General features: G+C 40.5%; 20 protein-coding genes. 12 read left to right on the top strand and 8 right to left on the bottom strand.

The genetic code is table 11. The features are described from left to right. The first annotated feature begins 37 nt into the window (after positions 1-37). Positions 38-1,105: a class II fructose-bisphosphate aldolase gene (gene fbaA, locus DX873_RS16175; protein WP_116185533.1), complete on the top strand. Its 1,068-nt coding sequence runs from the start codon at positions 38-40 to the stop codon at positions 1,103-1,105. A 28-nt stretch (positions 1,106-1,133) separates the two neighbouring features. Then, on the top strand, positions 1,134-1,994 hold the full coding sequence (accD, locus tag DX873_RS16170; protein ID WP_116185532.1) for an acetyl-CoA carboxylase, carboxyltransferase subunit beta: 861 nt from the start codon (positions 1,134-1,136) through the stop codon (positions 1,992-1,994). A gap of 44 nt (positions 1,995-2,038) precedes the next feature. Here the strand turns inward: accD and DX873_RS16165 are convergent, their stop codons facing one another. Next, the gene (locus tag DX873_RS16165; protein ID WP_116185531.1) at positions 2,039-2,908 is read right to left on the bottom strand and encodes a hypothetical protein; all 870 of its coding nucleotides are present in this window, start codon (positions 2,906-2,908) and stop codon (positions 2,039-2,041) included. A 154-nt stretch (positions 2,909-3,062) separates the two neighbouring features. Here DX873_RS16165 and rpsO point away from each other — a divergent pair, with 154 nt between their 5' ends. The 3 genes from rpsO (at position 3,063) to DX873_RS16150 (ending at position 6,799) form a co-directional block, all read left to right on the top strand. Next, positions 3,063-3,332 (top strand): 30S ribosomal protein S15, encoded by a 270-nt coding sequence (rpsO, locus tag DX873_RS16160; protein WP_116185530.1) that lies wholly within the window; start codon positions 3,063-3,065, stop codon positions 3,330-3,332. 218 nt (positions 3,333-3,550) lie between these two features. Continuing rightward, positions 3,551-5,773 (top strand): polyribonucleotide nucleotidyltransferase, encoded by a 2,223-nt coding sequence (locus DX873_RS16155; protein WP_116185529.1) that lies wholly within the window; start codon positions 3,551-3,553, stop codon positions 5,771-5,773. Between the two features lie 162 nt (positions 5,774-5,935). Next, positions 5,936-6,799 carry a sigma-70 family RNA polymerase sigma factor gene (locus tag DX873_RS16150; RefSeq protein WP_073180565.1) on the top strand — a complete coding sequence of 288 codons (864 nt, stop codon included), beginning with the start codon at positions 5,936-5,938 and terminating at the stop codon, positions 6,797-6,799. A gap of 183 nt (positions 6,800-6,982) precedes the next feature. Here DX873_RS16150 and DX873_RS16145 read toward each other — a convergent pair whose 3' ends face one another. After that, entirely contained in the window at positions 6,983-8,557 is a 1,575-nt protein-coding gene (locus DX873_RS16145; protein WP_116185655.1) for an aldehyde dehydrogenase (NADP(+)), read from the bottom strand. Positions 8,558-8,756: 199 nt separating this feature from the next. Between DX873_RS16145 and DX873_RS16140 the strand changes: the two genes are divergently transcribed. The 6 genes from DX873_RS16140 to DX873_RS16115 all read left to right on the top strand — a co-directional run bounded on the left by DX873_RS16140 (position 8,757) and on the right by DX873_RS16115 (position 15,521). Then, positions 8,757-9,821 carry a sensor histidine kinase gene (locus DX873_RS16140; RefSeq protein ID WP_116185528.1) on the top strand — a complete coding sequence of 355 codons (1,065 nt, stop codon included), beginning with the start codon at positions 8,757-8,759 and terminating at the stop codon, positions 9,819-9,821. A gap of 9 nt (positions 9,822-9,830) precedes the next feature. Continuing rightward, positions 9,831-10,586, top strand: coding sequence for a LytR/AlgR family response regulator transcription factor (locus DX873_RS16135; RefSeq protein ID WP_116185527.1), 756 nt, complete (start codon positions 9,831-9,833; stop codon positions 10,584-10,586). Positions 10,587-10,798: 212 nt separating this feature from the next. Then, positions 10,799-13,012: a DUF5916 domain-containing protein gene (locus DX873_RS16130; RefSeq protein ID WP_116185526.1), complete on the top strand. Its 2,214-nt coding sequence runs from the start codon at positions 10,799-10,801 to the stop codon at positions 13,010-13,012. Between the two features lie 66 nt (positions 13,013-13,078). Continuing rightward, the gene (gene rpe / locus DX873_RS16125; protein WP_116185654.1) at positions 13,079-13,738 is read left to right on the top strand and encodes a ribulose-phosphate 3-epimerase; all 660 of its coding nucleotides are present in this window, start codon (positions 13,079-13,081) and stop codon (positions 13,736-13,738) included. Next, positions 13,738-14,712 (top strand): YpdA family putative bacillithiol disulfide reductase, encoded by a 975-nt coding sequence (locus DX873_RS16120; protein WP_116185525.1) that lies wholly within the window; start codon positions 13,738-13,740, stop codon positions 14,710-14,712. The genes rpe and DX873_RS16120 overlap by 1 nt, the downstream gene beginning before the upstream one ends. A gap of 59 nt (positions 14,713-14,771) precedes the next feature. Then, the gene (locus DX873_RS16115) at positions 14,772-15,521 is read left to right on the top strand and encodes a hypothetical protein (RefSeq protein ID WP_116185524.1); all 750 of its coding nucleotides are present in this window, start codon (positions 14,772-14,774) and stop codon (positions 15,519-15,521) included. Between the two features lie 91 nt (positions 15,522-15,612). Here the strand turns inward: DX873_RS16115 and DX873_RS16110 are convergent, their stop codons facing one another. The 5 genes from DX873_RS16110 to DX873_RS16090 all read right to left on the bottom strand — a co-directional run bounded on the left by DX873_RS16110 (position 15,613) and on the right by DX873_RS16090 (position 19,049). Then, positions 15,613-16,656: an ATP-grasp domain-containing protein gene (locus tag DX873_RS16110; RefSeq protein ID WP_116185523.1), complete on the bottom strand. Its 1,044-nt coding sequence runs from the start codon at positions 16,654-16,656 to the stop codon at positions 15,613-15,615. After that, on the bottom strand, positions 16,657-17,370 hold the full coding sequence (locus DX873_RS16105) for an NRDE family protein (RefSeq protein WP_116185522.1): 714 nt from the start codon (positions 17,368-17,370) through the stop codon (positions 16,657-16,659). Continuing rightward, positions 17,358-17,843 (bottom strand): DinB family protein, encoded by a 486-nt coding sequence (locus tag DX873_RS16100; RefSeq protein WP_116185521.1) that lies wholly within the window; start codon positions 17,841-17,843, stop codon positions 17,358-17,360. The genes DX873_RS16105 and DX873_RS16100 overlap by 13 nt, the downstream gene beginning before the upstream one ends. A 5-nt stretch (positions 17,844-17,848) precedes the next feature. Next, on the bottom strand, positions 17,849-18,502 hold the full coding sequence (locus DX873_RS16095) for a LysE family transporter (RefSeq protein WP_147296680.1): 654 nt from the start codon (positions 18,500-18,502) through the stop codon (positions 17,849-17,851). Between the two features lie 100 nt (positions 18,503-18,602). Next, complete coding sequence (locus DX873_RS16090) at positions 18,603-19,049, bottom strand: YHS domain-containing (seleno)protein (RefSeq protein WP_116185519.1); 447 nt, start codon at positions 19,047-19,049, stop codon at positions 18,603-18,605. 173 nt (positions 19,050-19,222) lie between these two features. Between DX873_RS16090 and cls the strand changes: the two genes are divergently transcribed. Then, entirely contained in the window at positions 19,223-20,629 is a 1,407-nt protein-coding gene (gene cls, locus DX873_RS16085) for a cardiolipin synthase (RefSeq protein WP_116185518.1), read from the top strand. Here cls and DX873_RS16080 read toward each other — a convergent pair. Then, positions 20,624-21,631, bottom strand: coding sequence for a 2-hydroxyacid dehydrogenase (locus DX873_RS16080; protein WP_116185517.1), 1,008 nt, complete (start codon positions 21,629-21,631; stop codon positions 20,624-20,626). The two genes, cls and DX873_RS16080, sit on opposite strands and share 6 nt — an antisense overlap. Between the last annotated feature and the right edge of the window lie 46 nt (positions 21,632-21,677).

The raw sequence follows: 21,677 nt of genomic DNA, 5'->3' as shown, positions 1-21,677 counted from the left end.
ACTTTTGTGGCTTAATTTAATCCGAAACCAACTAAGTATGTCCCACAATATTAAGCCTGGCGTTGCCACCGGAGATGAGGTTCAAGCTATATTTGAACACGCAAAAGAAAAGGGTTACGCACTACCAGCCGTTAACGTAATTGGTTCCAACACCATTAATTCAGTAATGGAAACTGCAGCCTCCCTAAACTCCCCTGTAATCATACAGTTTTCAAATGGAGGAGCTCAGTTCAATGCAGGAAAAGGACTTTCCAATGAAAACCAACGTGCAGCTATTTTGGGAGGGGTTGCCGGAGCAAAACACGTACATCAACTAGCTGAAGCTTATGGTGCCACCGTAATTTTGCATACCGACCACTGTGCCAAAAAATTATTACCATGGATAGATGGTCTCTTAGATGCTAGCGAAGAGCATTTTGCAGCTACAGGAAAGCCACTTTTCAGCTCACACATGATCGACCTTTCAGAGGAGCCAATTGAAGAAAACATTGAAATCTGCAAGGGTTATTTGGAAAGAATGAGCAAAATGGGCATGACCTTGGAGATTGAACTTGGAATCACTGGAGGTGAAGAAGATGGTGTGGACAATACAGATGTAGATGATTCTAAGTTGTATACCCAACCAGAAGAGGTAGCGTATGCCTATGAGGAGCTTTCCAAAGTAAGCCATAGATTTACTATCGCTGCTGCTTTCGGTAATGTTCACGGAGTGTACAAACCGGGAAATGTAAAGCTTACACCAAAGATTTTGAAGAACTCTCAAGAATTCATCACCGAAAAATATGGTGTAGGGCACAATCATATCGATTTTGTTTTCCATGGAGGATCAGGCTCTACTGTTGAGGAAATAAGAGAGGCCATTGGTTATGGGGTCATTAAAATGAACATCGATACAGACCTTCAATATGCGTTTCTTACCGGGGTAAGAGATTATGTGGGTGAAAAATCAGAATACCTGAAAGCTCAAATCGGGAATCCTGAAGGAGATGACCAACCCAACAAAAAATTCTATGATCCACGAGTTTGGCTCCGAGAGGGAGAAAAAACCTTTGTGGAAAGATTGAAAAAAGCCTTTGAGGATTTGAACAACATAAATACACTGTAGGTCTTTAGTTTAACTTAATTTTGATTGCATGTCGTCTTGGTTTAAAAGAAAGGAAAAGGGAATACAGACCGCTACAGAAGAGAAAAAGGACACTCCCAAGGGGTTATGGTACAAATCCCCTACCGGAAAAATTGTGGAATCAGAGGATCTGGCCAAAAACTTCTATGTAAGTCCAGAAGATGATTACCACGTAAGAATTGGGAGCAAGGAATATTTTGAAATCCTTTTTGATGACAATAAGTTTAGGGAATTGGATGAAAAATTGTACGCCAAGGATCCTTTGAAGTTTGTGGACACCAAAAAATATTCTGAAAGATTAAAAGCGGCCCAGCAGAAAACCGGACTAAAAGATGCCGTTAGAACTGCAGTTGGCAAATCTCAAGGCAAGGATTTGGTCATTGCCTGTATGGATTTCAGCTTTATAGGTGGTTCCATGGGAAGTGTTGTTGGAGAAAAAATCTCAAGGGCCATTGACTATGCCAAAAAGAAAAAGATTCCATTTTTGATGATTTCCAAATCCGGAGGAGCTCGAATGATGGAAGCTGCACTTTCGCTAATGCAGTTGGCAAAGACCTCAGCTAAATTGGCCCAATTGGCCGAAGCCAAAGTGCCTTACATTTCTTTATGTACGGACCCCACTACCGGCGGAACAACAGCATCCTATGCCATGTTGGGCGATATCAATATTTCAGAGCCCGGCGCTCTAATTGGTTTTGCAGGTCCAAGGGTAGTTAAGGATACCACTGGAAAAGATTTGCCTGATGGCTTCCAAACGGCAGAATTTGTTAAAGAACATGGTTTTCTGGATTTCATCTCCCATAGAAGGGACTTAAAAAAGAAAATCAACCTATATATCGATTTGATTACCAATCAACCGGTAAGATCATAAAAAAAGCCTGCAAATGCAGGCTTTTCTTTTAGGCGTCCAAATCGTTATTTCAAAAATCGCCTTAAAAAGATTTCTTCTTCAGAACCATCAGGATAAGTCAATGTCCCCGTTGCATCACAGTCCCCATCACCAAAATCCAAACTTACTGTATTATCGTTTCTGGAGATTTCCAAAACGCCACTGACAATAAACCTGCAGGACAGTTCCCTTCTTAATGGAGTTATTACTTCCTTCACAAAAACATTGCCCAGCCTACCAGTATAGGTCCTTTTACCAGTGATCAAAAACACATTATCTCCCCAAAATCCTGTTCCATAGCCCTCAATCCACTCGCGGGTGCGGGTCCCGGTGAATGAAGCCGTATCCCCCTCTGGCCATGTGGCGGTAAAAGAAGCATTGGAAGTTCCTTGGGGGTTTCCATTTTCATTGGAGCGAACACGCAAAATATCCGCAGAACCTTCAACGGACACACCATTAAAGCTGAAGTTCTCCAAGGTGAGATCAATAGTTTTTGATACAGCCTCCATATCCAAAGCATAGTTCAAATTGATAATTCCCGCAAGGACATTCCCATTGGGCATTTCACATCCTTCCCCAAAATCTATGGTAACATCCTTGGTAGTGTTTGTGATTACTTTAGTAATGGTTACACAATCGGGAAGGTAATCCGAATCATAATTTTTAGAAGTCAGCGCAATTTCTTCGGTCGCATAAACATCTTCGGCAATGGCGGTCACTTCTTCCGATATCATTTCAGTTTCATCACTGTATTTAAGTTCCGCAGCGGAAATTACTTCTGTACTCGACAGTTCTTCAGTAGTGCTTTCATCCTTACTACAGGAAACGATGGTCAAAAATGCCATTGCGGCAAGCATTGGGGTCACTAGTTTCATTTGTTTGAGACTCTTTTTCATAATGATTGTATTTATATGGGTTTGTCTCTAAGACCTGAAGCAGAGCAAAAGGTTTAATTTGTTCTTAAAATTTTTCATTCTAAAAAAAGACTTATCTTTGCACGCTGATTGAGGGACAATCAGATACATAAAAATCATTTAAATAAATATTGGAATGTATTTAACCAAAGAAGTAAAGGCCGAGATTTTTAAGAAACACGGCGGCTCTGAGAGCAACACCGGTTCTACGGAAGGACAAATTGCATTGTTCACACACCGTATCAACCATTTAACAACACACCTAAAAAAGAACCATAAGGATTATAACACCGAGCGTTCTTTGGTGAAACTGGTAGGTAAAAGACGTAGTCTTTTGGATTACCTAAAGAAAAAGGATATTGAAAAATACCGTGCCCTTATTAAAGAGTTGGGTATAAGAAAATAAAAAATGAGGGGAGGCTTTGGCTTCCCCTTTGTTTTAGTTGGAAAAGCTCCAACAACCTTAAGCCCCGATCTTAAGATCGGGCAAACACAAAAAGCTACATTCAGTTTTTCATTGGTCCGTGCCCATGGCACAACACAACAACAACACAACCCGACCGTCCGGATGGCGGTAGACCAAATGTTTAACGACCTGCACTTTTAGCAGGTAAGACTATTTTTATGATTCCAAAAACTTTTAAAGAGGTCATAGACCTTGGTGACGGTAGGGAAATTTCTATCGAAACCGGAAAATTGGCAAAACAGGCCCATGGTTCTGTTGTTGTCCAGTCAGGCAAATGTATGTTGTTATGTACAGTTGTCTCCAATTACAAGCAAAGCGATGTCGATTTTTTACCACTCACAGTAGACTATCGCGAAAAATTTGCTGCCGCTGGGCGTTATCCCGGAGGTTTTTTCAAACGTGAAGCAAGACCAAGTGATGGTGAAGTATTGACCATGCGTTTGGTAGATCGTGTTTTGAGACCGCTATTTCCAAAAGATTACCACGCCGAAACACAGGTGATGATTCAATTGATGTCGCACGACGAGGATGTTATGCCTGATGCCATGGCCGGACTTGCCGCTTCTGCTGCAATTCAACTTTCAGATTTTCCGTTTGAATGTGCCATTTCTGAAGTACGTGTAGGACGTGTAAATGGTGAATTGATCATCAACCCAACAAGAGCACAACTAAAAGAATCAGACATTGATATGGTTATCGGTGCTTCTGCAGATTCTGTTATGATGGTTGAGGGTGAAATGGATGAAATTTCTGAAGAGGAAATGGTTGAGGCCATCAAATTTGCCCATGAAGCCATTAAGGTACAGTGTGAAGCTCAGCTTAAACTGGCCGAAGCCTTCGGAAAAAAAGAAACCAGGGAATACAATCCCGAAGTTGAAGACGAAGAACTTCAAAAGAAGGTTCATGCCCTTACTTATGACAAGGTATACGCCATAGCAAAAGCTGGTTCTGCTAAGCATGAGCGAAGCGAGGCATTCCAAGCCATTAAGGAAGAAGTTGAAGCTACTTTTTCAGAAGAGGAATTGGAGGAAATTGGAGGCCTGGTCTCAAAATATTTCTACAAAGCCGAAAAAGAAGCCGTTCGTAACCTTACCCTAGATGAGGGATTGCGTTTAGATGGACGTAAAACCGATGAAATCAGACCTATTTGGTGTGAAATCGATTATTTACCCTCAGTTCATGGTTCTTCCATCTTTACCAGAGGTGAAACTCAAGCTTTGGCGACCGTTACTTTAGGTACATCAAGAGAAGCCAATGTTATTGACATGCCATCTTATGAAGGTGAAGAAACGTTCTATTTGCACTATAACTTCCCTCCTTTCTCCACAGGTGAAGCAAGACCAATCCGTGGAACATCCCGTAGGGAGGTTGGACATGGAAACTTGGCACAACGTGCACTAAAAGGAATGATTCCTGACGATTGTCCATATACAGTGCGTGTGGTTTCTGAGGTACTGGAGTCCAATGGATCATCTTCCATGGCCACAGTGTGTTCAGGTACAATGGCACTAATGGATGCCGGGGTGCAATTGAAAAAACCTGTTTCAGGTATAGCCATGGGGTTGATTACCGATACTGAAACTGGCAAATATGCCGTACTTTCAGATATCTTGGGTGATGAAGATCACCTGGGTGATATGGACTTTAAAGTTACTGGTACTTCTGAAGGTATCACAGCCTGTCAAATGGACATTAAAGTAAAGGGATTGTCCTACGAAATCTTGGTAAAAGCATTGATGCAAGCCAAAGATGGTCGTTTGCACATACTGAAACATTTGACCGATACTATTGAGACTCCACGTCCTGAAGTTAAGTCTTATGCTCCAAAAATCGTTACCAAAATTATTCCTGGAGAATACATTGGTGCGGTTATCGGTTCTGGAGGAAAAGTAATCCAAGAATTGCAGAAAGAGACCAATACCACTATTGTTATCAATGAAGATCCTGATACGGAAGAAGGTATTGTTGAAATTTTAGGTACCGATCAAGATGGTATTGATGCTGTTATCGCCAAAATTGATGCTGTGATGTTCAAACCTGAAGTAGGTAGTGTTTACGAAGTAAAAGTGATTAAGATGCTTGATTTTGGTGCTGTTGTTGAATACAATGAAGCTCCAGGAAATGAAGTCTTGTTGCACGTCTCTGAATTGGCCTGGGAACGTACCGAAAATGTTTCGGATGTGGTGAACATGGGCGATGTTTTTGATGTGAAATACTTCGGCCTTGATCCAAGAACCAGAAAAGAAAAGGTTTCTAGAAAAGCATTGTTGCCAAAACCTGAAGGTTATAAAGAGCGCCCACCAAGAAACGATCGTGGTGGAGATCGCAGAAACAATGACCGTAGAGGAGGTAATCGCGACAGAAAGCCAAGGAGGGACTAACATTCCTTTTACATACCCTTAAAAAAAGCCCCGGAAAACCTCCGGGGTTTTGTATTTAAGAAAAAAAAGTCAAATAAATTTTACCAAATTGTAACTTTTTGCGTTTTCCTACGTATAATTTAATGAGCTTCGGTTCTAAAATTATAAAGAAGGGAAAATTAGATGAGACAGTTAAAGATCACAAAACAGGTTACCAATAGGGAAACCGCATCGTTGGACAAGTATTTACAGGAAATCGGTAAAGTGGATTTGATTACTGCCGATGAAGAAGTAGAATTGGCCCAACGAATAAAAGCTGGAGACCAAATAGCCTTGGAAAAGCTGACCAAAGCTAACCTTAGGTTCGTAGTCTCTGTTGCTAAACAATATCAAAACCAGGGATTGACCCTACCTGACCTTATAAATGAAGGAAACTTGGGATTGATCAAAGCCGCACAGCGGTTTGATGAAACCCGAGGGTTTAAGTTCATCTCATATGCTGTTTGGTGGATTCGTCAATCCATTCTTCAGGCATTGGCCGAACAATCCCGTATTGTACGTCTTCCGTTGAACAAAATTGGTTCTATCAATAAAATCAACAAGACCTTTGCTTTCTTGGAGCAAGCCCACGAAAGGGTTCCATCCGCTGAAGAAATTGCCAAGGAATTGGACATGACCGTAGAAGATGTAAAGCAATCTCTTAAAAACTCTGGTCGTCATGTTTCTATGGATGCGCCATTGATTGATGGGGAAGATTCCAATCTATACGATGTTTTACGAAGTGGAGAATCTCCAAATCCAGATAAGGAATTGCTTCATGAATCCTTAAGGACTGAGATTGAGCGTGCTTTGGAAACCCTCACTCCAAGAGAAGCGGACGTTATCCGACTATATTTTGGTCTGGCTGGTCAACATTCAATGACCTTAGAAGAAATTGGTGAAACTTTTGATTTAACTAGGGAACGTGTTCGACAAATTAAGGAAAAAGCAATACGTAGGTTAAAGCATACATCAAGAAGTAAGATTTTAAAGACATATTTGGGATAATCGCTTAAATAGCCCCAACAAATTACAGTTAAATTAGTCTTAAATTGTTTTTTTGGCAGGAAAGTTGTAATTTGGAATCCTACAACAGTTTATCATGACTGTTCGTTTTTTGATTGATGAATAAACTCCGGCTGATTACCGGAGTTTTTTCATTTATATACCTTCCACTTATTTCAGTACGTTTCATCCTTTTTGCTCTCCATTAATCAACCTGTTGATTTTCAATGGATTATCCGTTTTTAATTCATCAGGTAAGAGCGAATCTGGAAAATTTTGATAGCAAGTTTGCCTAACAAAACGTTCGATTGCTTTGGTCCCAACAGAAGTGGACCTAGCATCCGTAGTTGCAGGGTAAGGCCCTCCGTGAACCATAGCATTACACACTTCAACACCTGTAGGAAACCCATTGATCAATAGTCTTCCTACTTTTTCCTCTAAAATTTGAATCAACTCTACATTATTCTGTAAATCTTCTTCTGTTCCAAGTATCGTAGCCGTTAAATGCCCGTGCAATCCGCTTGCAATTTTTAATGTTTCATCAGCTCCAGAAGTATGGACCAGCAATGTAGAAGGACCAAACACTTCTTCCTCTAAAAAGGCATTTTCCAAAAAAGTTTCCCCTTTGGTTGAAAGCAAACAGGTTCTTCCCTGATTTTGACCATTTTCATTGGATCTTGCCAAGACCTCAACCCCTTCTTGAGAAGCTAAATTTTCCACTCCTTTGCAAAACGCACCATGAATCCCAGAGGTCAACATGGTCTCGGAAGAAGACGCCGAAATCAAACTGGAAAGGTTAGCTTCAAAATCTTTTACATCTGCAGAATCTTGCATAAAAACCACTCCAGGATTGGTACAAAATTGTCCAACTCCCAGGGTAAAAGAACCGTGCAACTGCTTACTTATCTCCTCTCCTCTTTCACTCATGGCCCCTGGTAAAACAAATACCGGATTGGTACTTCCCATTTCGGCATAAACAGGAATGGGTTCTTCTCGTTTCGAGGCAATATCGAACAATGCCCTACCTCCTTTTAGTGATCCTGTAAAACCAACGGCCTTTACGGCTTTATGGCTTACCAAATGCGTTCCCACTTCGTGGGAAATCCCATGGACCATGGAAAAAACACCATCTGGCATTCCCGTTTTCTTAGCTGCGGAAACAATGGCAAAAGCCACCAACTCCGAAGTTCCGGGGTGCGCAGGATGGGCCTTTACAATTACCGGGCATCCAGCTGCCAAAGCACTTGCGGTATCTCCTCCAGCGACCGAAAAAGCCAGTGGAAAATTGCTTGCACCAAATACAGCCACAGGGCCAAGGGGGCGCAACATGCTTCTTATGTCTACTCTTGGCAAAGGTTGCCTATCTGGAATGGCTTCATCAATCCTGGCATCTACCCACGAACCTTCTCGTACAAGCTCGGCAAAAAGCCTTAATTGCCCCATCGTTCTGCCTCTTTCGCCTATAATTCTACCTTCTGGCAAAGCTGTTTCCGCGCAAGCTCTTTGGACCAACCTATCTCCCAGGTTCATTATCTCATCTGCAATGGTTTCCAAAAACTTGGCCTTAGCTTCTCCAGACATATTCTTATATACCTTAAAAGCTTCCACAGCCATAGCAACTGCGCTATTTACTTCCTCAGAGGTTGCTTCGGTGAATGGAGTTTCAAGATTTTCTCCCCTAGCCGGGTCTATTCCATAAAAAGAAGTTCCACCAAGGGCAGATTCCTGAAATCCTAGATAATTCTTGCCGTGTAATTGCATATTCTCAGTTCTCGTATTTAAATCGGGTTCTAAAGATACCCAATCAAACAACATTCGGGAATACGAAATGTATCTAATCACAATATTTCCAAAACCTGAATTTATAGACATTCAACCCCCAAAACAGGTTATATCCTTTTGTTGGCTGATAATCCATGTCCTATTTCGTACTTTCATATCTTAGATTAGGGAGAATACAATGGTTGAAAGGATACTTCACGGCAACAACAGGATATTTTATCACTTCCTCTTTTGGATGGCCTATGTCCTGTTTTTTACATTGACCTGGGGCAGTTATGATGGGGAATACTGGGAAGAATTTCTTCAATTAGTATTCCTACTACCCTGGAAAATGATTCCTACCTACATCACACTGTACTATTTGATGCCCAAATACCTGTATCCGAAGAAAATGGGCATGTACATTGTAATTACCATCATACTAGCTATCAGTATGGCGATGATCGACAGGTACATGAACTGGAAATATCTGTATAGGTGGTTTCATTATGAAGATGGACATTGGAAGGACCCTCTTTGGTATTTTCCAAAGATTCTCAATTCCATGCTCAGGGTCTATACTCCTGTTTTTGTTGCCATGGCCATAAAATTGCAACGATTTTACTATCAGAAGGACAAAATCAACAAAGCACTTGAAAAAGAAAAGGTGGAAACAGAATTAAAGTTTTTAAAGGCTCAGATTCATCCTCATTTCCTTTTTAACACCTTAAACAGCATTTATTCGCTTTCATTGGAACAGTCTTCAAAAACCCCAGATGCGGTCTTAGGCTTGTCCAAATTTTTAGATTATATGTTGTATGAATGCAATGATCGTTTGATTACCGTGGAAAAGGAATGGGAGCAGCTTATGAACCTTGTCGCCCTGGAACGTTTGCGCTACGGAGATCAATTGAGCATAACCACCAATATTGAAGATGACAATAAAGAAAGTCACATTCCGCCGTTAATCTTGCTTCCATTTGTGGAAAATGCTTTTAAACATGGGGCAGATAATTTAATAACCGATTCTTGGATCAATATTGACCTTAAATTGGAAAACCAACAACTTCAATTTATGGTGGAAAACAGCAAGGCTTCTTCAGAATCCACGGAAGGGCTTGATAGTGACAAGAATATAGGACTCAAAAACGTAAGACGCCGTTTGGACCTCTTCTTTCCTGAAAAACATCAATTAAAGATATTGGAAGAAGAGGACAGCTTCTTGGTGAAGCTGGAAATTGACCTAAGTGATATTAGTTCTTAAATTGGAGGTATGGCGAGAAAAATTAAATGTATCATTGTAGATGATGAACCACTGGCCCAGAGTGTTCTTGTAAAACATGCTGATCAAATAGAGCAACTGGAAGTGGTAGCCGTTTGTGCCAACGCTGTGGAAGCTTTTGGACATCTACAGGACAAGAATATTGACGTCGTTTTTCTCGATATTAAAATGCCCAAAATTAATGGGATGGAATTGTTGGAATCCCTTGACACCCTTCCCCTGGTAGTATTTACAACTGCTTACCGTGAATTTGCCATAAGAGCATTTGAATTGGATGCCATTGATTATTTGCTCAAACCAATATCTCTGGGGCGTTTCATGAAAACTATTTCAAAGGTCAACCGGTACTTGATGGGCACTGATTCTGTTGGCAATGAAGGAAATGAGAAAAAAGAGTCGCAAACCGGGAAAATTCCAAACGACTCGGGTATACTGTATATCAAATCCAATAGAAAGATCCTAAAATTGGATCTGAACGACATTAACTATTTGGAAAGTTTAAATGACAAGGTAATCATCCATACATGTGGTGGAAACCAGATTTCAACTACGCAACGCATTGGATATTTAGCTGAAAAGCTTCCAAAAAAACAGTTTCTGAGAATCCACAGGTCTTTTATTGTTGCTGTTGACAAAGTGGTTGCTTTCAATAGCATTATGGTAGAAATTAATGGCAAAGAGCTTTCCATAGGACGTAACTACCGTTCACATGCCTTAGAGACACTTCAAATACACTCTGATCAATAATCTAAGTACCAAAAAGGCCCTTAACTTGTTAAGCATTCCTTAAATCCAACTTCAATGTTGGCGTTCCAACATTTACGACACGGTACAGACCATTTTCGGCATCAAACAGCGTCTAAACGTCATTTACCCACTTAGAACATCTATTCCCAAAATGCATTTGTTGACGGATATCAAGTAGACTTTCTTTAGGTATCACCAAAAAACAACATCGCATGAAAATTGTCTGTTCTTTCCTTGTACTCCTGGTAGTTGCATCTGGTTTTGCTCAAAATGGAGGCGGCGATACCCGCGCTGAATTTAGGTACCATATTAAAAAGGCAGTTGCCCCTGTAAAGTTGGATGCAGTGATTGGAGACAATGAATGGGACGGTCACGAACTCATTACCAACTTTTTCAACCATTGGCCCAATGACCAAGGTAGAGCACAAAATCAAACTGAGGTAAAAATGACCTATGACGACCAAAATCTTTATGTATTGGCTAAATGTTTCGATAAAGAAGAACGCATTGTGCAATCTCTTGTTCGTGACAATGATGATGACTATTGGGGAAGCGATAATTTCTCTGTTGTTTTTGATCCAGTAAATACCAAACAAAGTGGGTTTATGTTTGGGGTTACTGCTGGCGGAGCCGAATTGGAGGGCAGTCTTACCATTGAAGGCTCACAGACCTGGGTCTCTGAAAACTGGGACAATAAATGGGCATCCAAGACCGCACAATATCACGACTTTTGGCTTGTAGAAATTGCTATTCCTTTTAAAACTTTACGCTATAATGCCAACCAGTCTTCTTGGGGTGTCAATTTTATCCGAGGAGACAAACAAAACAATGCTTACACTACATGGACCCAGTTTCCAGTAAACTTCAACGGTGTTAGCATGAACTACATGGGAACCCTGGAATGGGACCAAAGTCCGGAAAAAGCCAAGGGCACCTTTATTCTAAATCCCTATGTTACCTCTTCCTCCTTAAGGGACTACGAGGATACAGATCAAGAAGAGGCCCAACTGGACAGCGACCTTGGTGGCGAGGTTAAAGTTGCCTTGACCAGTAGCCTCAATCTGGACCTCACCTTATTCCCCGATTTTTCAAATGCTGACGTGGACCAACAGGTCACCAACATTACGCGTTTCAATATTTTTCTTCCCGAACAACGTAATTTCTTTCTGGAGAACAACGATATCTTCTCCAACTTTGGAACCTACGACATTAAACCCTTCTTTTCAAGAAGAATCGGTATTATGGATGGCGAGCCTATCCCTATCGACTTTGGAGGAAGACTGACCGGAAACATCTCGCCAAACCTAAGAATAGGGGTAATGAACATCCAAACGCGGCGTACCGATGAGTTTGCTGCCCAAAACTATAGCGTAGCCGCGTTTCAACAAAAAGTACTGAAGAGATCGGTGGTCAAGGGAATGTTCATCAATAGACTGGCAACCAGTAACACCGAGGAACTGGAATATTCGCGAAACGCCGGACTAGAATTCAGTTATATATCAGAAAGTGGCCGGTTGAACAACACCTTTATGTACCACACTTCCTTGACTCCTGAAAATTATGATGACACCTATTTTTATGGTTTTGAGGGAAACTATACCTCCAAAAGATTCAGGACTGGGTGGACCCTCAACGTTGTGGGTGAAAATTACATCACCGAATTGGGAATAAACCCACGTTTGGAAAACTACAATGCAGAAACTGAAGAAACCATTAGATTGGGCTATACTTTAATCAATCCCTGGGTACGTTACCTCACTTTTGTGGAAGGTGAGAACAAAAAGCTGAATTATCATGGATTGCGTACCTGGCACAATATGTATTTGAACTCTGACGGCACTTTTAACGAAAGTCAGAACAACTTAGGCTACGATTTTGAATACAGGAACACTAGCAGAATGACTTTGTTGGCCCGCTATCGCAAGGTGGACCTTCTTTTTCCAACATCGCTTTTGGGAGATGACTATACTCCTATTCCCACAGCAGATTATTCTTTTGCTTGGGCCGAGCTGCGCTTCAGCTCCGACGTGCGAAAGAAATTCGTCTGGAACACCAATTTGGCCTATGGTGATTTTTTTAACGGAACCCGATTGGGTGCTATGGTGCAGGGCTCGTTCAGATTACGACCCTGGGGAAGTTTTGGACTGACCTATGACTACAACAATATTCAACTTGCCGAAGGGTTTGGTCAGGACAATTTGCATCTTATACGCCTAAATGGAAACATTAGCTTTTCCAACAAACTGTTTTTGAGCAATGTTATGCAGTACAATTCGCAAAGCGATAATTTCAGTGTTTTTTCCCGTTTGCAATGGAGGTACAGTCCAATGTCCGATATCTTTTTGATATTTAATGAAAACCACGACACTGTAGGCTCTGGCATCAAAAATAGGTCGGTGGTGCTAAAAGTTACGTATTGGCTTTAGCAAATATTTGCCAGGGGGCCTAAAGCTAGATCAATTCCTTATTTTTGCATTAGTTAGTACAGAATGATGCAAAAAAAGTTAGTTGCCCCTTCCTTATTGGCTTCGGATTTTGCCAATTTACAACGAGATATAGAAATGGTTAACCAGAGTGAAGCCGATTGGTTTCATTTGGATGTTATGGACGGCGTATTTGTGCCGAACATTTCCTTTGGAATGCCAGTAATACAAGCTATGGCAAAGCATGCCAAAAAGCTTTTGGACGTTCACTTGATGATTGTGGACCCTGATAGGTATATCAAAACCTTCGCAGAAGTGGGCGCAAACAACCTCTCTGTTCACTATGAGGCCTGCACCCATTTACACCGTACGTTACAGGCCATTAAAATGGAAGGTATGAAAGCAGGGGTTGCCCTTAATCCTCATACTTCAGTTAAACTATTGGAAGATACCATTGCAGATATTGATTTGGTGGTCTTGATGAGCGTAAATCCAGGATTTGGCGGTCAAGCCTTTATAGAAAACACCTATAACAAGGTCAAAGACCTTAAAAACCTCATCGAACAGAAAAATTCCGGTGCACTAATTGAAATTGATGGAGGGGTCAATGCTGGCAATGCCAAAAAGTTGGTTGAGGCCGGTGCTGACATTTTAGTAGCGGGAAGCTTTGTTTTTAAAAGCGAAAATCCAACCGAGACCATCAAAAAGTTAAAAGAAGAGATTGCATAATGCAAGAATTTGATATTGTTATAATTGGGGGAGGTCCTATAGGGATTGCCTGCGGCCTCGAGGCCAAAAAAAATGGGATTTCTTACTTGATCATTGAAAAAGGACCTATTGTAAATTCCTTGTTCAACTACCCCATCAATATGCAGTTTTTCTCTTCTTCTGAAAAATTGGAAATTGACAATATTCCCTTTATCAGCAAAGAGGCCAAACCTAAACGTAATGAGGCTTTGGAATATTACCGAAGAATTGTCACTTCAAATAATTTGAACATCCATCTTTTTGAAAAGGTTACAGAAGTAAATAAACAAGGGGAATCATTTCAGGTAGAAACCGACAAAGGCCACTACCTAGCAAAAAACATTATTGTTGCTACAGGATTTTATGATTTGCCCAATACGATCAATGTTCCGGGTGAAAATTTGCCCAAAGTCTCCCATTATTACAAAGACCCGCATTTTTACGCCAGTCAAAAATTAGCGGTGGTCGGGGCAAGTAATTCTGCCATAGATGCGGCTTTGGAATGTTGGCGAAAAGGGGCAGAGGTGACTTTGATCATCCGTGGTCCGGAAGTTGGCCAGAGGGTTAAATATTGGGTGCGACCAGATATTATCAACCGAATCGACGAAGGGAGCATCAAAGCCTACTATAATTCTAATGTAAAAGAAATCAGAGCGAATGAAATTGTAGTGGACACTGATGATGGTGAACTCACTCTTGAAAATGATTTTGTATTGGCCCTAACAGGTTATAAGCCAAATTTCACCTTCTTGGAGAAATTGGGTATTGTATTGTCTCAGGATGAAAAACGCTTGCCAAGTTATGACCCCAACACTATGGAAACCAATGTTCCCGGTCTGTTTTTGGCTGGTGTTATTTGTGGAGGTATGGAAACCCACAAATGGTTCATTGAGAATTCCAGAATCCATGCCCCAATCATTATCAAGGCCATAAAAAGCAAGATGCAGCCTGTGTAAAAGGATTCTTGGAAGCCGTTAAAATTTCGTATTTTCAAGTGACTCTAAACCAGGATACTATGAAAATGATCAAACAATTGCATCTGGCTTCCCAATACCTGGCCGCTGCCGGAAAGAGTTTTTTAGAACACAAAGCGGATGACAGTCATACCAATTTAGAGTTTTCCATTGAAACAAAAAGTTTGTTGACTCGGGCTTTCGATGGATCAAAAACCCAACTTGGCCTAAATTATAAAACCTTTTCCCTGGACTGGATAGCCTCTCAGTCTGAATCCATTTCCTTAAATGGAAAAACCCATCAACAACTTATAGAATGGCTCGCTGAGATGACTAAAAAATCAGGTCTTAACAAAACCTATGAGTACAATCTTCATTACCAGTTGCCCTACTCTTTAGATGATGGAGAAGAATTCAAGTTATCAAGTAAAGAAGAGGTAGAAGAGTTGATTCGTTTACGAACATTGGCCCAAAACGTGATTTCGCAATTTTTAAAAGAAGAGCAGCTGGAATCAGAAATTAGGATATGGCCCCACCATTTTGATACTGGAGCTTTCGCTCATTTGCACGATGGTTCTGGAAAATCCGTTGGTCTGGGAATGGCCATTCCAGATAACATGATAGACGACCTTTACTTTTACATTAGCGGTTATAGAGGGCACGATAACTTGAACACCTGGGCCTTTCCTGCCCTTTCCCATGGCAAATGGGTCAACAATGGATTCAAGGGAGCGGTTATGCCGGCTTCGAAAACCGATGAAACTACCGTATTGCAATTTTTTAGAGAAGCACTGAAAGGATATCAATCATAATTCCAGGCCAGTAGACCTTTAGATCAAACTCTAGCTGTTCATGTCAGTTAAGCCAACAAATCTTATTCAATCCTTAGAATTTGATTTTCCTCTAAATCATTTTGAGTTGAGCCTCTAGGGCTCCATTTTCTTTAAGCATAGTCCTTCCATCTCTAAAACTAAGGTAAGAATGCCCTTTTTTATGATTTAGTATGCTTATTTCATTGAGCATTCCCCAATGTCGTGTGATTTCTTTCCAAGCAAAAAGCAGGGAGTGTTCAGGGTCATAAATGTGGGTGGCCTCCCCTCCTGCACCATTGATTTCAATCACACTGAAGTTTTTACCTTCTGAAAGCTCCTCTAGAGTATTGTAGAGCACATCTAAACGACCATAATGAAATCCTTCCATTTTGGAACATATACTGTCAATTGTACCCGAAAGATTCTTGTTCAATTTATGAGTGATATCCACAAATTTCGCTCCTCGGGTATGACTCCCAAAAGGCACCAAAATGAACTCCTCTCCTTCTTCCAGAACTCTTTTGAGGTCAGATCCAAATTTCTTCTTTAAAGCTTCCAACTGCAGATGGCTACGTGGATTCTTTTTGATCAATTCCAAAATGGAGCTTTGTCCATCACCTATTACTGATAAAAATTGTTTGGAAACAATTCCTGTTATCTTTCCATGTTCCTCATCAGGTTTCCGTACATAAAAAATACCTACTTCCTTGGTAAATGGTATCAGTTCCTGTACCAAAAAATCCGAAGGGGTCTTCAACATATACTCCCTAAACGCATCCTTGCTGTGGATTTTTTCCACGCCAAACGCTTTCATACCAATATCTGGCTTGGCAATAAATGGAAAACCAATGCCCGCAGCCAATACATTTTCCAAAACCTCTTCGGGAATGTCATTTTTTGATACCCAAATAGTTTTAGGGATAAACTGTTGGGGAATCATCTTATATATTTCCATTTTTGATTCCATGGCCATTCCACCATTCTTCATAGAAGGATTTGCAGCATTGAAAAAGAAAAAAGAACGCGCTTTTATTGAATAGTACAGCCATACTGGAAACAAAGGATAATAAATAGCCCATAAGGGCCAGTATTCCCAGTGTGTAAGCTTATGCCATTTAAGTCTCCAACGGTTCATTTAGGTCAAAGTAAGGGGATTAAACAGCTTTTCGTATTCCGTGTTGTTCAGCAGGTCCAGATGTCGCATTTTGATATCTTTTTCCCCTAAAACCGCCTGCGTAACACTAAAGGTCCGTAATCCGGTTTTTCTATCGATAATGAATCCATTTTCGTAATCCTCATGATTGTTGGAATGAAAATCCACCACATGGGAAGCCTCTATATTGGAGTTGGATCTCAAGAATTCATCAAACAAAGAGGCTCTTTCAGTGATTACGGGGTCTTCATACAAAGTCACGGAGGACCAAATGTAACCCTTTGTCTTGTCCAAATGTTTAAAATATTTTTGATTGCCATCCCATCTAAACTCCAATAATTGGGCATCAAAAAGAACCAGGGTAAAAGGCTCAATATTGTACAGTTCCATTTCCTGTAACATAGAAACCGGGTCTGAAGCACTTACTATATCCAAAAGAACAAGCCCCCTACTCTTCGAGTAACTTTTTTGTCTAGTATGACGAACAAAGGCTCCATTCAATAAAACTGTCACCACACCATTTTCATTAACTGCAAACCATGTGCCCCCGGCCAAAGGGTCTTTCGGAAAGAGAACCTTGGTGGAATTGATCACCTCCTCTTTAGGCTCAAAAGCTAAGGGACGGGAAATATGTTCATCCCTATTTGAGGTAATGAAATATTTATCACCGCTGGAAATAAAACTTACTGTGCACATGCTTGTCGATATTGAAGAGTGGAAGGGGCCACTCCAAAAGATTCTGGTAGGTGAAGAGATGTAAAATGCTGGATTCCAACTTTTATAAGGGCATGGTGATGGATGGTATGCTCCAAATTGTACATGACCTCTCTATAAAAATTAGACTCTAAACAAGTCTCGGAGTCTCCCAATCCGTATGTAACCTTGAGGACCTTATTAGGTCGTTCCAGATGTTTTTGGATATAATTTAAACGTTCAATGGCAAACGGTAATTCTTGTTCTATTCTTTTATCCCTGTTGCGCCTATCATAGGAAACATCAGCCTTATCATAACCATCAATCAAACATAGATACAGCTCTATTATATGGCGGGTATGCTGTCCAATAGATGCATCTGAAAGTATTTTGCATGGCGAAGCATAGCTTTCTTTCGGAAGATCAAGCAGAATTTCCTTGAACTGCTCCAGGGTATCTATGGAAGATTTGAACATAGTATTTAAGATGTTTTATAGTTTAGTTTTTTCTTGAGCATTAAGAACATAAGATAGAAAGAAAATCCAAGGTAAAGCAACCCCATCAACAGATTGGTGACCATGTTATATTTGGCGTACTTCGTAAATATATATTTGCCGGCCAGGATAAAAACACCCAGTCCAAACAGTGTCCCAATTCCTATTCCGATTAGATAAAACACATAGGAGGTTTTAGAAGTTTCCAGAATTCCTTTACTATCCAAAACTTTGTTCCATGTCATCCAAAAAGGAATCTGTAATGGGTTCAAGGCACTCAATAAAATACCAAGAACAAAGGTTGAGCTAAATTGCGGCAATAGGTCCATTTTGGAATCAAATTCTGAAACATGGGCCATATTTATAAAATTGGATATTGCCAAGTAGAGCAGCAGCACTATTCCAAATGGAACAAGGTAGTACAACAACTTTCCACTTAGATTCAGCCTTTCGTTGCCAAAAAGGGTCAATCGAACTACAACAAGTTCAACCAAAACCACCGCCAACGCAAACCAAACGGCAGAAAACAATCCCCTCGATGCGGCAATGTCAAAAGCTGTCAGGTTCAATGTTCCAAAAGGCAAAGCGCCCAAAAAACTGATGAGAAGACCTGAGAAACATACTTTTGAAAGTTTTGTCATATCAACTACTAGGCTGAACCCTTTTTTGAGCACATGAAGTGCCTGTTTTTATTAATAACAAATTTATCTTTTCCTATTGGACTACGAGTTACGAGATAGGTTACCGTTGCATTGCTTTTTCCCAATTTTTATCCGCTTGAGCCTTCAGTTTTTCAGGGGATTCCTGGAGCCATAGTGCCAAGGTGTTGTTTTTTCCCTTGTTGTAGAAAAGGTACAGTTTGCCATCTCGTATTTCAAAAGTGCTAGCATTGATGCTTACTTTTTTTCCTGAAACTCCCATAGCGTAGGCACAATATCCACCATATTGAGGGATATAGTTTTTGGGTGAAGCTTCAAACTTGTCCAAATTATCTTGGTTGCTAAACTTGTATTGGACTCCATCAAATACGGAACGAAACTCTTCTTGTCCCTCCCTCGGTTCATTATCAAAGTATGAGACTACATCATAGCCGTTCGCAGCATATCCTTTCTTTGTATTGTAATCAATGGTTTGGGCCGAAAGAACACCACCAAACAACATCAACACTGCAAATAATACATTTCTCATCTGATCACTATATTTTCGGTATTCTCCCTAACCATTTAGCCCTTAAGTCATTATTTTTTTGATTTCCTTTCAAATCAAAAAAACAAAAACCCATTTGAAGGGTTGGTGAGCCACATCATATTACCAATAATAAAGTAGGTCTATATTTGTTATTGACCTCATTATCAATAGTGATGCTGCTCATTACAGTTATAGTCGTTTATATCATCATTGCACTGAGCATGGTCATCAGTTTGTTGCTCAATGGTGTACGCCCAAGTAAGACTTTGGGGTGGTTATTGGCAATTTTCACCATTCCTGTTGGTGGTTTTTTACTGTATTTGATGTTGGGTAGAAATCGAAGGAAAAACAAGCTTTTTCCTTTACAAAATGACTTTTTTGAAGATTTGCCCTATGACTTCAAACAAAAAGACCTCCCAGTTCTAGAAAATCATACCAAAACTGTGGAACTGATCCAAGGCACCTCCAAATGTCCGGTGACAAATCACAACGAGATTACCCTCCTAAAAGATGGCAAGAATACTTTTGAGAGTATTTTCAAAGCTTTGGAAGACGCCAAAGAACACATACATCTGCAGTACTACATCTTTGAGGACGGCCTTCTAGCCCAGAAGTTGTTGGAAATATTTGAGAGGAAAGTAAAAGAAAATGTACAGGTCAGGCTTTTGTATGATGGTATTGGCAGCTATTCATTGAGCAAAAGGTATCTACGTAAACTTCAAAAAATAGGGGTTGAGGTAGTGCAGTTTCTCCCCTTCAGGTTTGGACGTTTTTTGTCTTCCTTGAATTATAGAAACCATAGGAAAATAATTGTAGTGGACAACAAAATAGGTTTCACCGGAGGCATCAACATTTCCGACAAATATTTAAAAGGAGACCCTTCTGTGGGAAAATGGCACGATACCCATTTAAAAATTGAAGGTGAAGCAGTTTCTTACCTCAATAGGGTATTTATTTCGGACTGGTTTCTTGCTAGCAAAAAGAAAGTGGACTTTACCTCCTTTAACGTTGTAAAAACCCCAGAGGAATCAACTTCAATGCAAATAGTGCCCAGTAGTCCAGATGACGATTTCCCCATTATGGAACAGGTTTATTTTTCAATCATCAATGGGGCCAAAAAATATCTTTACATAACCAATCCCTATATCATTCCCAACCATGCCATACTCCAAAGTTTAGAGACAGCGGCCCTGAGTGGTGTGGATGTGCGTCTGCTGATGTCTTCAAGTACGGATATGAAATTGGTGGATTGGTGTGTTAGAGCCTATTTTGATTCCTATCTTAAAGCTGGAATCAAAATCTATCTTTACCCTGATGGAATTCTACACAGCAAGGTCATGATCTCTGATGACACCATTGCCAGCGTGGGCACGGCAAATCTTGATAATCGAAGTCTGCAGCAAAATTATGAGGCCAATGCCATATTGTACAGTCCTTTGCTTTGCAAAGAATTAAAGGCTGATTTTTTAATGGATTGCTCCAAGTCAAAAAAACTAACGGACCATCTCACTTTTAGCAATCGGCCATGGGTAAATAAACTTATTGAAGGTAGTGCCAAACTTATGAGTCCCTTGTTATGACACTGGGTTTACAAATCCCAATTCATTTTTACAGGTTCTGTCCTCTTCCCAACAATCAATATTGTAGAGTGTTGTTTCCGCAATTCGCTGAAGCGCTTCTCGAGTAGCAAAAGCTTGGTGTGGAGTCAACAACACATTGGTCATGGCAATGAGTTCTTTCAGCTGCTCATCTTTGATGCCCCTAGCACTGTTATCTTTAAAAAATATGCCTTTTTCGTTCTCGTACACATCCGTGGCGTAGCCCGCCAATCGGCCATCTTTTAATACTTCCAGTAGGTCCTTGGTTTTTACAATCGCTCCTCTTGCCGTATTGATCAACAGGGCTCCCTTTTTCATGGACCCCAACAATTTTGAGTCAAAAATATGGTGCGTATCATAGGTCAATGGCACATTTATGCTCACAATATCACACTGTTTGCAAAGCTCCTCAAGTTCTACATACTCCAAATCATATTGATTTTCCAAAAAATGATTCTTCTTCAAATCTGTCCCTAAGACCTTGCAGCCAAATGCATGTAATATCTTCACCATAATGGAACCAATTCGTCCCGTACCAAAAACCCCAACCGTTTTGCCCTCAAGATCAAAACCAATAAGATCCTTGACCATAAAATTATAGTTGTGTACTTGGTCATTGGCCCGAATTAGATTGCGATTGAGAGCCAATAAAAGACAAATGGCATGTTCAGCAATGGCATGTGGGGAATACTCGGGAGCATAGGCCACTTTTATACCCAAACGCTTTGCAGACTTAACACTAATGTTGTTATATCCAGTAGATCTTAAGGTAACGTACTTGACCCCCATCTCCTTCAAAATTTCAAGAACCACCAAAGAGGCTTCATCACTTGAGAAAATGGAAATAGCATCGTAGCCTGCCGCCATAACAGCTGTCGTAGAGTCTAAGGCACGGGCTTCAAATCTAATCTTATGCCTATCCGCATTTACAGCTTTGATGTTTTCAATTTCAAAATCCTTGGCGCTATAAACAAGTACTTTCATTTTTCTTTCGTGGGTTTATTAGGGTGATTTGCAAATGACCTTTCAG

It is taken from the genome of Flagellimonas nanhaiensis, assembly GCF_003382275.1.
GTDB lineage: Bacteria > Bacteroidota > Bacteroidia > Flavobacteriales > Flavobacteriaceae > Flagellimonas > Flagellimonas nanhaiensis.
Note: the sequence above shows the minus strand (reverse complement) of the source record. Positions and strands in the feature narration are given on the sequence as shown.

Bases quoted from the DNA above. Each gene is read 5' to 3' on its own strand.
- DX873_RS16095 (WP_147296680.1), bottom strand. From the start codon at position 18,502: ATGACAAAACTTTCAAAAGTATGTTTCTCAGGTCTTCTCATCAGTTTT.
- fbaA (WP_116185533.1), top strand. From the start codon at position 38: ATGTCCCACAATATTAAGCCTGGCGTTGCCACCGGAGATGAGGTTCAA.
- DX873_RS16110 (WP_116185523.1), bottom strand. From the start codon at position 16,656: ATGAACCGTTGGAGACTTAAATGGCATAAGCTTACACACTGGGAATAC.
- DX873_RS16115 (WP_116185524.1), top strand. From the start codon at position 14,772: ATGAAAATGATCAAACAATTGCATCTGGCTTCCCAATACCTGGCCGCT.
- accD (WP_116185532.1), top strand. From the start codon at position 1,134: ATGTCGTCTTGGTTTAAAAGAAAGGAAAAGGGAATACAGACCGCTACA.
- rpe (WP_116185654.1), top strand. From the start codon at position 13,079: ATGCAAAAAAAGTTAGTTGCCCCTTCCTTATTGGCTTCGGATTTTGCC.
- DX873_RS16090 (WP_116185519.1), bottom strand. From the start codon at position 19,049: ATGAGAAATGTATTATTTGCAGTGTTGATGTTGTTTGGTGGTGTTCTT.
- DX873_RS16150 (WP_073180565.1), top strand. From the start codon at position 5,936: ATGAGACAGTTAAAGATCACAAAACAGGTTACCAATAGGGAAACCGCA.
- cls (WP_116185518.1), top strand. From the start codon at position 19,223: ATGCTGCTCATTACAGTTATAGTCGTTTATATCATCATTGCACTGAGC.
- DX873_RS16155 (WP_116185529.1), top strand. From the start codon at position 3,551: ATGATTCCAAAAACTTTTAAAGAGGTCATAGACCTTGGTGACGGTAGG.
- DX873_RS16105 (WP_116185522.1), bottom strand. From the start codon at position 17,370: ATGTGCACAGTAAGTTTTATTTCCAGCGGTGATAAATATTTCATTACC.
- DX873_RS16120 (WP_116185525.1), top strand. From the start codon at position 13,738: ATGCAAGAATTTGATATTGTTATAATTGGGGGAGGTCCTATAGGGATT.
- DX873_RS16140 (WP_116185528.1), top strand. From the start codon at position 8,757: ATGGTTGAAAGGATACTTCACGGCAACAACAGGATATTTTATCACTTC.
- DX873_RS16100 (WP_116185521.1), bottom strand. From the start codon at position 17,843: ATGTTCAAATCTTCCATAGATACCCTGGAGCAGTTCAAGGAAATTCTG.
- DX873_RS16080 (WP_116185517.1), bottom strand. From the start codon at position 21,631: ATGAAAGTACTTGTTTATAGCGCCAAGGATTTTGAAATTGAAAACATC.
- DX873_RS16165 (WP_116185531.1), bottom strand. From the start codon at position 2,908: ATGAAAAAGAGTCTCAAACAAATGAAACTAGTGACCCCAATGCTTGCC.
- DX873_RS16145 (WP_116185655.1), bottom strand. From the start codon at position 8,557: ATGCAATTACACGGCAAGAATTATCTAGGATTTCAGGAATCTGCCCTT.
- DX873_RS16130 (WP_116185526.1), top strand. From the start codon at position 10,799: ATGAAAATTGTCTGTTCTTTCCTTGTACTCCTGGTAGTTGCATCTGGT.
- rpsO (WP_116185530.1), top strand. From the start codon at position 3,063: ATGTATTTAACCAAAGAAGTAAAGGCCGAGATTTTTAAGAAACACGGC.
- DX873_RS16135 (WP_116185527.1), top strand. From the start codon at position 9,831: ATGGCGAGAAAAATTAAATGTATCATTGTAGATGATGAACCACTGGCC.